Source organism: Thioalkalivibrio versutus (assembly GCF_001020955.1).
Classification (GTDB): domain Bacteria; phylum Pseudomonadota; class Gammaproteobacteria; order Ectothiorhodospirales; family Ectothiorhodospiraceae; genus Thioalkalivibrio; species Thioalkalivibrio versutus.
Genome location: NZ_CP011367.1, coordinates 1,890,959 through 1,905,179, shown reverse-complemented (window position 1 = coordinate 1,905,179; position 14,221 = coordinate 1,890,959). Strand labels below are relative to the sequence as shown.

The 14,221-nt window shown below is 66.6% G+C and carries 14 protein-coding genes and 2 pseudogenes; 8 read left to right on the top strand and 8 right to left on the bottom strand.

The genetic code is table 11. The features are described from left to right. The first annotated feature begins 79 nt into the window (after positions 1–79). A complete protein-coding gene (locus TVD_RS08875; protein WP_047251387.1) occupies positions 80–1,516 on the top strand; it encodes a sensor domain-containing diguanylate cyclase in 1,437 nt (478 codons plus the stop codon). A 15-nt stretch (positions 1,517–1,531) separates the two neighbouring features. Here TVD_RS08875 and TVD_RS08870 read toward each other — a convergent pair whose 3' ends face one another. The 3 genes from TVD_RS08870 to TVD_RS08860 all read right to left on the bottom strand — a co-directional run bounded on the left by TVD_RS08870 (position 1,532) and on the right by TVD_RS08860 (position 3,565). After that, positions 1,532–1,855 carry a hypothetical protein gene (locus TVD_RS08870; protein WP_018144227.1) on the bottom strand — a complete coding sequence of 108 codons (324 nt, stop codon included), beginning with the start codon at positions 1,853–1,855 and terminating at the stop codon, positions 1,532–1,534. A gap of 138 nt (positions 1,856–1,993) precedes the next feature. Next, on the bottom strand, positions 1,994–2,737 hold the full coding sequence (locus TVD_RS08865) for a class I SAM-dependent methyltransferase (protein WP_018170089.1): 744 nt from the start codon (positions 2,735–2,737) through the stop codon (positions 1,994–1,996). Between the two features lie 123 nt (positions 2,738–2,860). After that, positions 2,861–3,565 (bottom strand): TVP38/TMEM64 family protein, encoded by a 705-nt coding sequence (locus tag TVD_RS08860; protein WP_047251386.1) that lies wholly within the window; start codon positions 3,563–3,565, stop codon positions 2,861–2,863. A gap of 135 nt (positions 3,566–3,700) precedes the next feature. Between TVD_RS08860 and TVD_RS08855 the strand changes: the two genes are divergently transcribed. Both TVD_RS08855 and TVD_RS08850 read left to right on the top strand, forming a co-directional pair. Then, positions 3,701–5,233, top strand: coding sequence for an AAA family ATPase (locus TVD_RS08855; RefSeq protein ID WP_047251385.1), 1,533 nt, complete (start codon positions 3,701–3,703; stop codon positions 5,231–5,233). A 134-nt stretch (positions 5,234–5,367) separates the two neighbouring features. After that, on the top strand, positions 5,368–5,829 hold the full coding sequence (locus TVD_RS08850; RefSeq protein WP_018144223.1) for an RT0821/Lpp0805 family surface protein: 462 nt from the start codon (positions 5,368–5,370) through the stop codon (positions 5,827–5,829). Positions 5,830–5,850: 21 nt separating this feature from the next. Here TVD_RS08850 and TVD_RS08845 read toward each other — a convergent pair whose 3' ends face one another. Continuing rightward, positions 5,851–7,215 carry a diguanylate cyclase gene (locus tag TVD_RS08845; protein ID WP_047251384.1) on the bottom strand — a complete coding sequence of 455 codons (1,365 nt, stop codon included), beginning with the start codon at positions 7,213–7,215 and terminating at the stop codon, positions 5,851–5,853. Between the two features lie 242 nt (positions 7,216–7,457). On the opposite strand from TVD_RS08845, the gene TVD_RS08840 reads away from it, so the two are divergent. Next, positions 7,458–7,946 carry a response regulator gene (locus TVD_RS08840; protein ID WP_018144221.1) on the top strand — a complete coding sequence of 163 codons (489 nt, stop codon included), beginning with the start codon at positions 7,458–7,460 and terminating at the stop codon, positions 7,944–7,946. A gap of 24 nt (positions 7,947–7,970) precedes the next feature. Here the strand turns inward: TVD_RS08840 and TVD_RS08835 are convergent, their stop codons facing one another. The 4 genes and pseudogenes from TVD_RS08835 to amrB all read right to left on the bottom strand — a co-directional run. After that, the gene (locus TVD_RS08835; RefSeq protein WP_047251383.1) at positions 7,971–8,981 is read right to left on the bottom strand and encodes an adenosine deaminase; all 1,011 of its coding nucleotides are present in this window, start codon (positions 8,979–8,981) and stop codon (positions 7,971–7,973) included. A 76-nt stretch (positions 8,982–9,057) separates the two neighbouring features. Further along, entirely contained in the window at positions 9,058–9,672 is a 615-nt protein-coding gene (locus TVD_RS08830) for a rhomboid family intramembrane serine protease (protein ID WP_047251382.1), read from the bottom strand. Then, positions 9,662–10,198, bottom strand: coding sequence for an AmmeMemoRadiSam system protein A (gene amrA / locus TVD_RS14935; RefSeq protein WP_047251952.1), 537 nt, complete (start codon positions 10,196–10,198; stop codon positions 9,662–9,664). Before amrA ends, TVD_RS08830 begins: the two co-directional genes overlap by 11 nt. After that, a pseudogene (gene amrB / locus TVD_RS08820) lies at positions 10,186–10,974 on the bottom strand (AmmeMemoRadiSam system protein B); the annotation flags it as partial. The gene amrA and the pseudogene amrB, both read right to left, overlap by 13 nt. 85 nt (positions 10,975–11,059) lie before the next feature. Here amrB and amrS point away from each other — a divergent pair. The 4 genes and pseudogenes from amrS (at position 11,060) to TVD_RS08800 (ending at position 14,162) form a co-directional block, all read left to right on the top strand. Then, a complete protein-coding gene (gene amrS, locus TVD_RS08815) occupies positions 11,060–12,205 on the top strand; it encodes an AmmeMemoRadiSam system radical SAM enzyme (RefSeq protein WP_018938105.1) in 1,146 nt (381 codons plus the stop codon). Between the two features lie 35 nt (positions 12,206–12,240). Continuing rightward, positions 12,241–12,564 (top strand): annotated as a pseudogene (locus TVD_RS08810) (Hsp20/alpha crystallin family protein); the annotation flags it as partial. 321 nt (positions 12,565–12,885) lie between these two features. Continuing rightward, entirely contained in the window at positions 12,886–13,050 is a 165-nt protein-coding gene (locus TVD_RS08805) for an Hsp20/alpha crystallin family protein (RefSeq protein WP_018938103.1), read from the top strand. Between the two features lie 80 nt (positions 13,051–13,130). Further along, a complete protein-coding gene (locus tag TVD_RS08800; RefSeq protein WP_047251381.1) occupies positions 13,131–14,162 on the top strand; it encodes a DUF2235 domain-containing protein in 1,032 nt (343 codons plus the stop codon). Positions 14,163–14,221 lie beyond the last annotated feature (59 nt).

Here is a 14,221-nt window from a genome sequence, read left to right as displayed (position 1 = left end):
GGATGGGCGAACGGGATTGCGCGTGTTCGCCGGGCGGCGTTGCGCCACGCGCCGATTGTTTCCCGTTGCGAGGATCATCATGGCGGCAGACCCCTCCGGGTGTTTCCATTCACAGATCATTGAATACGCCCCGGTCTGGGTGAATACCCTGGATCCCGAGGGGCGGGTGACGCTGTGGAATCGGGCGGCGGAACGGATCAGTGGCTATAGCCGCGAGGAAGTGGTGGGACACGCGAGTATCTGGGAATGGCTTTTCCCCGACTCGGACTATCGCGCGGCGGTCTTCGCCGAGGGGCAGGCCATCATTCACGAAGGCCGCGAGATCGCGGGCCTGGAGTCCATCATCCGCACCCGTAGTGGTGAACAGCGCACGCTGTCCTGGTATGCCCAGCGGTTCTTCGATGCCGAGGGCACGCTGCTTGGGGCCAGCGTGATGGGCGAGGACATCACCGAGCGCAAGCAACTGGAACTCAGGGCACAGCACCAGTACCGGTTGCAGGAGGTGGTCTCGGCGATCTCCGCGCAGTTTGCGGACCTGTCGGCGGACGCGGTGGACGCGGCCGTTGTGCAGGCCCTGCAACGTCTGGGCGAGTTCTTCCGGATGGGGCGAGCCTACGTGATCTGCTTTCGCCCGGACCATGAGACGATGGACCTGGTGAGCGAGTGGTGCGCGCCGGGGGTCGCCCCCTTCCTCGACGAGATGCAAGGGATACCCATGGAGGCGCATGGCTGGGTGACCCGCCAGATTCGGCAGGGACACCCGGTGCACGTCCCCGATGTGGGTGCGCTCCCCGAGGCTGCGGTGGTGGAGCAGGCCGAGTTCCGGCGCCAGGATATCGAGTCCCTGTTGCTCATCCCGTTGATCAGTGATCAGAAGGCCTTCGGGCTCTTGGGCCTTGATTCGGTGGCCCGGCACTACGAGTGGAGCCCCGAACAGATCGCCGTGCTGCAGGTGGTAGCCGATATCATCGCCGGCACCTTCGCGCGCAAGGAGGTGGAGGCGGAGCTGGCACGCCAGGCGCGGGTAGATGGCCTGACCGGCCTCGCCAACCGGCGCGAATTCGATGCCGTGCTGGAGCGCGAGTGCGGTTCGCGGCGCGAGGTGAACCTGGCGCTGTTGATGATCGATATTGACCACTTCAAGCCGTACAACGACCGCTTTGGCCACCAGCGTGGGGATGACTGCCTGCGCCAGGTCGCGGAGGTATTGCGCGCCGCGGCACACCGGCCCACTGATCTGGTGGCGCGTTATGGCGGCGAGGAGTTTGCCTGCATCCTTCCGGACACCACGCTGGAGGGTGCGCGGGCGGTCGCCGAGCGGGTGCGCCGCAAGGTCGAATCGTTGCAGCTGGGCCACCCGGATAATGTGAAGGATGCGGTGACGGTCAGTATCGGGGTATCCGCGGTCGACGGGGGACGATCCGTGGCGCCGGAGGATCTTCTGGGGGAGGCGGACCGGCAGCTTTATCGCGCCAAGCGCGAGGGACGCAACCGGGTCTGCGCGGCGGGGCTCTGATTACCCCCGCCGGGGTTATTCTGCGCCGGCGGCGCGCGTCGGGCGTTCGCGCGGATCGGCGGAGCGGGCATCTTCGCGCTCAAGCAGGGTGACGACCGGGACCGACTCGCTGTCTTCGTTCACCAGCTGATCGCCTTCCATCCACGGTGGCGGCAGCTGCGGACGCATGTCCTGGACCTGGGCGAAATTCGGGAACTCCACCTTGGAAAACAGTTCCGCAGCGGATTCCTGCGCCTGCGGGTTTTGCAGGGTCAGCACGAAGCCGGTGGCCAGCACCAGCAGGGAAAACTGGAAGCGCTGATCGCTGTAGGTGGAACGTGAACGCAGCAGGTCGAGCATTGGATGGTCTCTCGGGAGTCTTGCCTGCATAGACAGTACGCCCGGACGAGGGTTTCCATCAAGCAGGCCCGGTGCGGAGCGGGGCTTTGAGTTGCCACCGACCCGGGTCGTGTCAGGGGCAGCCGGGGGCGTGTTGCTTCAGGATGCGCGGCGGCAGACCAGAAAGACCTCTTCGACGCCGTCGGTGGCGACCATGCCGGGGGTCAATTCGAGGGGCTTTTGCAGGCGCAGTCCCAGGGGCATCAGGAAGCGGTTGTAGACCTTCATCGCGACCGGCCGATGACGTTGCAGGAACCACATGCCGAGGTCATTGAGACGCGAGGATTTGGGCTTCATGCCGAAGATTGCGCTTTGCTCGATCTGCAGGTGGTGGCGTTCCAGCAGTTGCGTCAGCTTGGCCGGTTCATAGCGCCGGTAGTGGCCGACGATGTCGTCGAACGGCGTCCAGTATTCCGGGTGTAGTGGGGTGGAGAGCAGTACCCGCGCCCCGGGTGCCGCCACCCGCGAGAGCTCGGCCAGGGCCGCCTCGTCGTCTTCCACGTGCTCGACGATGTCCAGCGCGCACACCAGGTCGAAACTCTGGTCGGCGTAGGGCAGGGCGGAGATGGGGGCGGTGTGGGTGATGCCGCCCGCGCTTTCCAGTGCCGCCAGGGCCGGTGGGCTGATATCGACAAAGTGGGTGCCGGCGATCGGCAGGCGCGGGCGCATGCCGGGCCCGACTTCGAGCCGGCGGGTATGCGATTCGGCCAGGCTGGATACCAGGCTCCAGGTGTTGAAGCGCTCCGGGTGCACCAGACGCGTGTCCGCCCACAAGCCATCGTAGAAGCGCTGGTTGACGTCGCCGATGTCCGAATGTTGCTGCGGGGCAGTATCGTGGGTCACGCGGTGGCCGGGCTTGAATGGTGCGCAACAGTGTAACCAACCTGACGGGTGGTCACAGGCTGGCTGGGTAGACTCCGGGAAGCCGTTCTCGGTTTGGCGGGCGGGTCAGCGCCATCCGCTGTGTCATTCGTCGGTCTCAAGGCGCCGTGAGTGACGGCGCTGAATCCGGTGGCGCAGCGCGGCGCCCAGCAACAACAGCACCGCCAGCGCAAACAGGGGCAGGAGGGTTTGCGGTTGCAGGGCCTCGCCGCTCGCGAGGGCGTCGGTGGTCCCGTGGATGGCGGTGGCGTACACGCCCCACTTGACGGCGAGCCCGAGCACGGCTGCCAGCAGGAAACGGCCAAGTGGAAGGCCCAGCGCGCCGCCGGCGTAGTTGACCATCGAATGGGGAAAGCCGGGGAGCACGCGCAGCGCGATCTGCGTGGCGAGGCCACTGTGGCGGTGCAGGAAATCGGCTAGCCAGGCGTCTTCGCGGCGTTCGTGATCGGGATGGCGCGCCAGGCGGGCGGACACGCGGTACGCACCCCAGGCACCACTGACGCTACCTGCGAGGAGCAGACCGATGGCTAACAGGGGCGGATGGAACGGGGCGATCAACCAGAGGATGAGCGTGCCGGGCAGAGCAAAGGTCAGCATCAGGGCCATCAGGAGCACCAGCCCTGCCGTGGCCCAGGGGCCGCCCGCGACGGCATCGCCCCAGGCCAGCAGGCGGACCGGATCGCCGATCCACAGCGCGATGCCGATGCCCAGCGCGATCAGCAGCACCAGCAGGCCGCGCCCGATGTTGGCGCGGGAAAACCCGTTGGGTCGGGGGCGGGGGTGCGTCATTGAGCGGGGCCTCCGGGGAGCGTCCGGCGTGATGCGGTCAGAGTAGCGGATGCGCAATCCCAAGGTTCGGTGGCAGGTCGCATCGGCGCCGCGGATCGGTACACTCGGCTCAGGTACCCGGGGAGGAGACGCGCATTGAGCAAGAAGCTGGAGAATCAGACGGCACACAAGATCCTGCGCGGGCTCAAGTCGCACTATCCGGTGTTCTACCTTCTCGGCTGGGACGAAGATCGCATGGAGCGGCTGCTGCGTTCGGTCGCACGCTCGTTCTACGGCGAAGACGGCCACCTGGAGGTCTGGTCGGCGAGTCACGGGTTTGGCGAGCACGACGACCCGAATGCACCGACGACGGACCCGGTAGCGGCAGTGGCGCGGGTGGCGGCCGGCGAGACGGATGCCCCGCGAATGGTCCTGCTGAAGGATCTGCCCATGTGGTTCGATGACAACCCGGCGCTGGTGCGCGGAGTGCGCGACCTGTACTACCAGCTGAAGAAGGGGCGCAACGTGGTGTTCCTCAGCTGCCCGTTGCTGAAGCTGCCGGAGATCCTGAAAAAAGAGGTCTTCCTGGTCGAGGTGGAGCTGCCGTCCGAGGCCGAGGTGCTGGAGCAGCTCGAACACACCCGCGGCGCCGAGGCGGTCCCGCGCGAGCAGTTGTTCCGGGTGGCGGCGGGAATGCGCGGCCTGTCGCTCAACGAGGTCGGGCACCTGAGTGCGCGGCTGTTCCGTGGCAAGCCGCTGCCCGAGGCCGACATGCTGGCCGAGATCCAGGAGGAGAAGGGCCAGATCCTGCGCAAGGAGAGCTGTCTCGAGTTCTATCCGCCACAGCGCTCGCTGGAGGATATCGGCGGTCTGGAGAACCTCAAGGAATGGGTGCGCACACGCGCCGACCTGTTCACCGAGAAGGCCTGGAACGACAACGTCCCGCTGCCGGCCGGGGTGCTGTTCATGGGGGTGAGCGGCTGCGGCAAGAGCATGGCCGCCAAGGCCATCGCCACCGCCTGGGGGCTGCCGCTGGTGCGGCTGGACATGAGCCTGGTGCTGTCCGGCAGTTTCGGTACCCCGGAATACGCCTTTGCCCGGGCCACCCGGATCGCCGAGGAGATCGCGCCGATGGTGCTGTGGGTCGACGAGCTGGAGAACGCCTTCGGTTTCGACAGTCACGCCGCGGGCAGCGCCGGCAATGTAAACATCTTCTCCAGCTTTCTCACCTGGCTGCAGGAGAAGTCGCCGCGGGTGTTCGTGGCGGCGACCGCGAACCGCATCCAGCAGCTCCCGGCCGAGCTGATGCGCAAGGGGCGCTTTGACCAGCTGTTCTTCCTTGACCTGCCGAACGTGGAGGAGCGCAAGGAGATCCTGCGCATCCACGTCGAGCGTCACGGCGGCAACCTGGAGGACTTCAACCTGAACTACATGGCGGCCAGCACCGAGGACTGGAGCGGGGCCGAGATCGAGCAGGCGGTGAAGTCGGCGCGGATCGACGCCTACCAGGAGGGGCGGGTGTTCAACCAGCGCGACGTGATCCGCAACGTGATCAACACGGTACCGCTGTCGCGGACCATGGTGGAGCAGATCCGCGAGATCAAGAGCTGGGTCTTCCAGCGCGCGATCAATGCGTCGAAGCCGGAGTCGAAGGGCGCCGCATCCGGCCCGCCGAAGCCGCCCGGCTGACCGCCGGGCCTGGTTTTCCGGGCGCCGGAGCGTGGGCTCCGGGTGGCCTATACTCCGGTCAGGGGGACGCCAGAGCCGGTACGGGTCCCGGTCCCCCACGGGTTCGGATACGGGTCGCCGGTGGAGGAATGCTCATGTGGCGCAATGTTTCTTTCGCGATTGTCCTGGCGGCGGTCCTGGGTCTCGGCGGCTGTGCGACCTATCAGGGGTCGCAGGAACAGGCCGGGATGGTGATCGGCGGCGTGCTGGGGGGCGTGCTTGGCTCGCAGGTCGGCTCCGGGCGTGGCCGGACCGCGGCGATCATCGCCGGCACCCTCGCGGGCGCGGCGATCGGTGGCTCGGTGGGCCAGTCCATGGACGAGGTCGACCGGTTGAAGACGGCCCAGACCCTGGAGAGTGTGCGGACGGGTGTGCCCTCGCGGTGGGTCAATCCCGACAGTGGCAACCAGTACACCGTGGTGCCGACGCGGACCTACGAGACCACCGCCGGCCCGTGCCGCGAGTACACCATCGACGCGGTGATCGGAGGCCAGACCGAGCAGGTGTACGGGACCGCCTGTCGGCAGCCGGACGGCAGCTGGCGTATCCAGGGCTGAGTGGCGGGCCTGGTCCGCGTCTCAGACAGACGGTTCCGGGGTCGGTTGCCCCGGCCCGGGCGAGTCGTCGGCGGTACGGGTGTCCTGGAAGTCGGATTCGGCTCCAGCATCCAGGGTGCGCGAGACGACGCAGTCACGCCCCTCGCTCTTCGCCTGGTAGACGGCCTGGTCGGCGACCCGGAAGAGGTCGTTCATGTCGATCTCGCGACCGCAGGGACGACTGGTCACGCCGAAGCTGGCGGTAATGGTCAGTCCGGCGGGCTGGAGTTCGCGCAGTTGCTGGCGCAGCTCCTCGGCACGGGTATGGGCATCGAACAGGTCGCACTCGGGCAGGACCAGCAGGAATTCCTCGCCGCCGAAGCGCAGGGCGACATCGACCTCGCGCCCGGTGGTGCGCAGTAGTTCGCCGATGCCAACCAGGACCTCGTCGCCCACCAGATGGCCGTGGCTGTCGTTGATCTGCTTGAAATGGTCGATATCCAGCAGGATCAGGCTGAGGGCCATGTCCTTCTGGTTGGCTTCGGTGAAGAAGCGTGCGGCGCATTCGGCCAGGACATTGCGATTGCGCAGGCCGGTGAGGGGATCGATCATCGCCATGTCGTAGAGTTTCTGGCGCTGGCTCTGGACTTCCTCGAGCAGGCGCTTGTTCGCCAGGAGGTTGCCGATGCGGGCGCGGACCTCGTCTTCCAGCACCGGCTTGGTCACGAAGTCGTTGACCCCCAGGCGGAAGAGCTCGGCGCGTCGGTTCGGGTCGTCGAGGCCGGACATCGCGACGATCGGCAGGCTGGTCTTGTCGGGGAAGCGGTGGCGCAGGCGGCTGACCAACCCCATGCCGCTGATGTCGCCCTCGACCAGGATATCGCTCAGGACCAGATCCCAGGTGCCCTCGTCGAAGGCAGTCAGGGCGGCGGAGGCGCTGCGAAAGTGCGCTACTTCCAGACCCATGCCCTCGAGGATGCGAGTCATCACCCGGGCGACGGTGGGGCTGTCCTCGACATACAGCACATGCCCCTCGTGGGCGTGTTCCACCGGCCGGCCGTAGCGTGCGGCCTGGTGGAACAGGTCACGGATGTTGGTCTTGTCGTGGAGATCGGTGGCGCCGGCCTCGAATGCCGCGCGGCGTATGTCGTGGTCCTGCTTGGTGGTCAGCAGGATCAGTGGCAGATCATGGCCGGCGGGTTTGGCGCGTGCCTGGCGGCAGAACTCGATCCCGCTCATGTCGGGCAGGGTAATGGAGGCGCAGACCAGCTCGAGGTCGTTTTCCTCGATGCGGGCGAGGCCCTCCGCACCACTTGCGGCCATGATCGGCTTGTGGCCGGCGGCCAGGACCATGCGGCTCCATAGCGCCCGGAACACACGGGAGTGGTCGACGACCAGGATCTTCATGGCCGGCCGTCCATTGGGCGGTCTCGCCGGGGCGCGGTCGTGACCGGCGGTCGGAGCGTGTCTGCCGTCATGCTGGGTCCTGACTCCATTCAGTGATCCGCAGGCAAATCCGGATAATGCGCGTCTTCGCGCCGGGCTTCAAACGGGCCGTCAAGGCGCGCTGGACAGGGCGTGCGGGCACGGGAACAATGCGGTCATCTGGCGTGCGACAAAACACTACGGCCAGGGGAAAGGAGTCCGGCATGAGCTACATGCAGCGAATGGGGAGTCTGCTGCGGTTCGGCAAGGCCGGCGAGCGGCGTACAAAGGCACGCCAGGAGGCCGCTCGCGGGCTGCGGGTGCTGGTGGTGGATGATTCGCGCACGGTGGTCGCGCTGCTCACCAGCATGCTCAAGCAGAACGAGCTGGAGCCGATTGGCGTCGGCGATGCCGAGGAGGCGCTGGCTTTGGCGCGCGAGAATCCACCGGACCTGATCTTCCTGGATATCCTCCTGCCCGGGATGACCGGGTTTGCCATGCTGCGTCAACTGCGCCGGGACCCCGCCACCGCGAAGGTGCCGGTGATCATGATCAGCGGCAACGAGGACGCGGTCGAGCAGTTCTTCCTCGATCGCATCGGCTCCGACGACTTCATGAAGAAACCCTTCGGCCGCGGAGAGGTGTTCACCCGCATCGAGCGCCTGGTGGCGAAGGGGCGTCTTCCGGCCCGCCCGACGCGCTTCTCCGGGTAGGAATCCCGGACCCGCACTTGCGTTTCAGGCGGCGTGCCGGGCCCGCCAGTCGCCGATCTCGTCGTGCAGGCGCTGTTTTGCGCTGGCTTCCAGGAACGCGGCGTCGACGGCGTTGCGTGCCAGTTTTTCCAGGTCATCCAGGTCCAGCTGCAGGGCCGCGGCCGTGGCGCGGAAGTTTTCCCCCACGTAGCCGCCGAAATAGGCCGGGTCATCCGAGCTGATAGTGACGCACAGCCCCGCGTCCATCAGGCGCTTCAGGTTGTGTTGTTCCAGGCGCTCGAACACGCACAGCTTGATGTTGGACAGCGGGCAGACGGTCAGCGGGATCTGCTCCCGCGCCAGGCGCTGCATCAGGTCGGGGTCCTGCTCGGCCTGGACGCCGTGGTCGATGCGCGCGACTTTGAGCAGGTCCAGTGCCTGCCAGATGTAGTCCGGTGGTCCCTCCTCGCCGGCATGCGCGACGGCGGGGAATCCCTCGGCCCGCGCGCGCTCGAACACGGCCTGGAATTTCTCCGGCGGGTTGCCCAGCTCCGCGGAGTCCAGCCCGACTGCGTGGATGTGCTCGCGCCAGGGCAGGGCGGTCTCCAGGGTCTCCATCGCGGCCTCGGCGCTCAGGTGGCGCAGGAAACAGAGAATCAGGCGGCTGGTGATGCCGAGTTCCCGTTCGCCGTCGGCCAGCGCGCGGTGGATGCCGTCGATGACCGTGGCGAAGGGCACGCCGCGTTCGGTGTGGGTCTGCGGGTCGAAGAAGATCTCGGTGTGGCGGACGTGGTCGTCCCGGCAGCGTTCGAGGTACGCCCAGGTCAGGTCGTAGAAATCCTGCTCGGTCAGCAGGACGCAGGCGCCCGCGTAGTAGATATCGAGGAAGGATTGCAGGTCGTGAAACTGGTAGGCGGCCCGAACCTCCTCGACCGAGGCATACGGGAGATCGACATCGTTGCGCTCGGCCAGGGCGAACATCAGCTCGGGTTCCAGGGAGCCCTCGATGTGCAGGTGCAGCTCGACCTTGGGGAGCGTGGCGATGGCGTCTTGCATGGCGGGATCCTGCGGTGTCGGGGAGGAAAGTGCGCAGAGGCTAGAACTGCCCGGGGCGCCCGACAAGTAACCGGGGTCACCCGAGGGGCGAGAGCAGTTCCTGGAAGAACCGCGCCAGCAGGCTGGGTTCCAGCCACAGCATGAAGGCGATGCCCCAGGCGCCGCCCCACAGGTGGGCGCTGTGGTTGATGTTGCCGCGGTTCTGGCGCTGGGCATAGAGCGAATAGCCGACATAGACCGCCGCAAACACGATGGCCGGGACCGGGATAAAGAACACGAACAACAGCGACCACGGCTGCAGCAGGATGTAGGCGAACAGCACCGCGGAGACCGCGCCGGAAGCGCCCAGCGAGCGGTAGCCCGGGTCACGCAGATGGCTCAGGTGGCTTGGCAGACTGGCGAGGACGATGGCGGCCAGATAGAACAGCACGAAGCCGCCCATGCCGATCGCGGGCACCAGCACGCGCTCCATGGCCATGCCGAAGAAAAACAGCGTGATCATGTTGAACGCGAGATGGGTGCCATCGGCATGGATGAAGCCGTGGGTCACCAGGCGCCAGTATTCGCCGCGCTGCACCGATGGCGGGTGATGGATCATCGCCTGCAACCAGCGCGGGTTCTGCCATGCGAGCAGGGAGACCGCGACGGTGGCGACGATCAGGTACAGCGTCACACTCGGTTCAAAGTTCACCGGCAACCTCCAGGGACCCGTAGCGCCAGGCCTGCAGGCCGTCGGGCCAGCTGCCCGGCGCCAGCCCGGCCTTTTGCAGCAGGGCATCGAGGAAGGTCTCGGGGTCGGGCAGTTGTTCCCAGACCGCAGGGAGGAAGGTGGCGCGGCGCGCTCCGGCCTGAAGGACCAGGCCGTCCCGGCCCGGTTGTAGCTGATCCAGCAGGCCCTTGCGCTGCGCGGCCTCCATGGGTCGCGAAGCGGTCAGCAACGTGACCGAATAGGCGAGACCGGCCAGTTCCGACGTGCGCAGCGGTGGAAAGCGCGGGTCATTGAGCGCCGCCGCGCGAGCGTTGTGCAGGACGTCCGCGGCCAGGGGCCGGTGGGCCTCCAGCGTGCCGATGCAGCCGCGCAGGGTTTCCCCTTGCTTCAGGGTGACGAAGCTGGCGCCGGGATCGGGTAGCGGGTCGGGCTCCTGTTCCAGTGCAATGGGGCGGGCGGGGGCATGGTGCGCGGCCCGCCGGATGGCATCCGCGGCCAGTTCCAGCAGGCGCTCGCGCGCCGGCGCGGGCCGGCGGTGTCGCCGGAGTTGCGCTGGTCCAGTGTGGTGATGGTGAGACCGCGCTGTCGCGCGAGCCGCAACAAGCCCGCCAGCGGCCGGCAGCCGCAGGCCTGTTCCGGCCCCAGCGCGTGTTCGTCCAGCTGTTCGATGGCACGGGTGGTGGCCGTGTCCAGGCGGCATGCGGTGGCATAGTCGTGGAAGTGGGAGAGATCCGAACTCACGACGATCAGGGTTTCCGGGCCGCCCCACAGCCGTTCCAGCACGCTCGCGACCTGCTCGGACGAGGCATCCCCGACCACCAGCGGGACGAGTTCGAATTCCCCCAGTGCCACCTGCAGGAACGGCAGGTGGGCCTCCAGGCTGTGTTCCGGTCCGTGGGCGATGTCCAGTAACTGGACGCCGGGCAGGTCCGCGATGGCGTCCAGGGCTTCGTGGTCCACGGGGATGTCTCCCAGCGGGCTGCGGTAGGCCGTTGCCGTAGTGGTCGCGATGCCGCGAAAGGGCACGCGATGCGATGGACCCAAGAGGATGACGCGCCGGATCTTTCCCGCCAGGGGGCGGATGTGCGCATAGACCGAGGCCGCCACCGGGCCGGAGTATGGGTAGCCGGCATGCGGCGCGATCAGGGCCTTGGGCGGCGCCGCGTCCGCTACGAGCGGGGCGGCATCGAGCAAGCGGGTGACCGTGGCGCGCAGCTCCTCGGGCTCGGCCGGGTAGAACTGGCCCGCGATGGCGGGCTCGCGGATGCGGGGCTGTGCCGTCATTGAGGGGCTCCATCAAGCATTATGTTGTTGAATATTGGGGTTGTGCCCTCATATTCAAGACCATGAATCACGGTCTGGACTGGATATGAACGACATCCCCGAACACGACGCATTCACCGTCGCCACGCGCTACTGGCATGCCCTGGAGGATGGCCGCGTACAGTGCGATCTGTGCCCGCGCTACTGCAAGCTGAAGCCCGGACAGCGCGGCGCATGCTTTGTGCGCGCCAATCTCGACGACGCGGTGGTGCTGACCAGCTATGGGCGTTCCTCCGGCTACTGCGTGGATCCGATCGAGAAGAAGCCGCTCAATCACTTCCTCCCGGGCAGTCCGGTGCTGTCGTTCGGCACGGCCGGCTGCAACCTGGCCTGCAAGTTCTGCCAGAACTGGGACATCAGCAAGTCGCGCGAGATCGACACGCTGGCCGATCGCGCCGATCCCGAGACCATTGCACGTGCCGCCGAGGCGCTGGACTGTCGCGCGGTGGCCTTTACCTACAACGACCCGGTGATCTTCCACGAGTACGCCATCGACGTGGCGGCGGCCTGCCGCGCGCGGGATATCCGCACGGTGGCCGTGACGGCCGGTTACATCACCGAGCAGGCGCGCGGCGAATTCTTTGCCGCCATGGATGCGGCGAACGTGGACCTGAAGGCATTTACCGAGCGCTTCTATCACAAGCTGACCGGGGCCCATCTGCAGCCGGTACTCGACACCCTGGAATGGCTGGTGCACGAGACCGATACCTGGGTCGAGATCACCACGCTGCTGATCCCGGGAGAGAACGACAGCGATGTGGAGATCACCTCCATGGCGCAATGGGTCCGGGAGCATCTGGGGCCGGATGTGCCGCTGCATTTCACCGCCTTCCATCCGGATTTCAAGATGACCGAACACCCGCGCACGCCGATCGAGACGCTGCAGCGGGCGCGGCGCATCGCTCGCGAGCAGGGTCTGCATCACGTGTACACCGGCAATGTGCATGACACGGAGGGCCAGAGCACCTGGTGCGCGGGGTGCGGGCAACGCGTGATTGGCCGCGACGGGTATGAGCTGTCGGACTGGAACCTGACCGCCGATGGCTGTTGCAACGCCTGCGGGGCATCGGTGCCCGGGGTGTTCGAGGCGCGCCCCGGCAACTGGGGCGCCCGGCGTCAGCCGGTGCGGTTAGCCGATTTTCGGGGGGCTGATTCGCAGGGCTTGAAAAGGCCCTCTCCGCGACCTAGTTAACTCGGTAGACAGGATCTGCAACGGAGGTGATCACCATGGACCTGCAAAAGCTCAAGCCGTGGAACTGGTTCAAGCGCGAGGAGACCGCGAGTCCGGAGGTCGTGCCGGCTCGGCGCGAGGGCGCCGACCCCTTGATGCGCATGCACCGCGAGATGGACCGGATGTTCGAGGACTTCTTTGGCTCGGCCCTCGGGATGCGCGGGGGTGATGCCGCCGCCTCGCTGCTGCTCAAGCCCAGTGTGGATATCGCCGAGACCCGCAAGGCCTACCGGATCACGGTGGAGGTGCCGGGGATCGACGAGGACGCGATCGACCTGACGGTGGATGGCGACGACCTGATTATCTCCGGCGAGAAGCGCTAGGGAAACACTGTTTCATGCACACGCTCGCGTTGGCACCCCAGGTTTTCCGAGACAAGGCGCGTCGTGCAACAGGTAGTGGTTCTACCTGTAAGCGGCGCAACGCAGGATCGGGGAACCTGGGGTACCAACCCCGAAGGGGCTCGGCCGCCCGTTGTTGATCAAAAACGGGCGCGCGCACGGCGTTGCGGCTCCCTTGTGCAGAATGCTGCACGGCAGTCACCGCGCCTTGTTCGCACGCAAAAGCGACTCGAGCGCGAGCGTGTACATGAATCAGTGTTTCCCTAGGAGACCGAGGAAGATGACGCGGGCTATCATCGTGTGGAGCGGGCCTACGGACAGTTTCGCCGTATCCTCAGCCTGCCCGGGGACGCCGATATCGATGCCATCCAGGCGCGGTTCAAGAACGGTGTTCTGAAGATCGATATCCCCCGGCGCAAGGATGACGCCCGGCCGGGCGTGCGCCGGATCGAGATCGGCTCCTGAGGGGGGGGCATCACACGGCGGCCTGCCGTGCGCTGAATGATCGCCGGGACCGCCCGACGCCAAGGATGTGAGACCAGCGAATGACACGACGGATCGTGATCTGTGCGGACGGAACCTGGAATCGCCCGGAGGAGGACGTCGAGTCGGACGTGCCGACCAATGTCCTGCGCCTGGCGCGGGCCATTGCGCCCGTCGATGCCATGGGCGACCCGCAGCAGGTCTACTACGACTGGGGCGTGGGGGCGTACTACGCAAAGATCTCGGGTGGCGTGACCGGGCGTGGCATCCACAAGAACATCCAGGATGCCTATCGCTACATCGTGCAGAACTACGCCCCCGGCAGCGAGATATTCCTGTTCGGTTTCAGCCGCGGGGCGTACACCGTTCGCAGCCTGTGCGGCTTGATCAACAACTGCGGGGTCCTGAAGCGCCCGGATGCACGGTTGATCGAGCAGGCCTTTCGGCACTACAAGAACACCGGCGCCAGCCATGCGCCCGAGGGCGAAGCCTCGCGTACCTTTCGCGCGAAACATGCGCATCCCTCGCGGGAGATCCGCTTTGTTGGTGTCTGGGATACGGTCGGCGCGTTGGGAATCCCGTTCTCTCTGCTGGGAATGTTCGATCGTACGGACGAGTTCTACGACACCAAGCTGGGGTCCAACGTGCGCATCGCCCGCCATGCCATGGCGATCGACGAGACACGAGCCGACTTTGAGCCCACCCTGTGGGATCCGCGCCCGGGGCTGGACCTGAAACAGCTGTGGTTCAGTGGCGTGCATGCCGACGTGGGCGGCGGCTACGCCCCGGATGCCGAGGGGCGTCTCGCGTCAGAGGCCCCGCTGGCGTGGATGATCGAGCAAGCCCGGATGGCCGGACTGCAAGTGGAGGGGTATCTGCCGGATAACCTGCGCCCCGACCCGCTGGCGTCGCTGCACCGCTCGCGGCGGCACATCTATCGCCTGCGACGGCGCTATCGGCGTCCGTTGTACCAGTCGGGTCACCCGACCGAGGTGCATCCAAGTGCCCTGGAACGCTACCGGAAGGATGTCGACTACCAGCCCGAGAACCTGCGCGCGTTTCTGGACGAATGGGGCTGGCCGGACGCCGACTGAATTCCCCCGGATGGAGTAAACGCTCGCGTTGGGAGGCCGGGTCTCCGTTATCCTGTAGG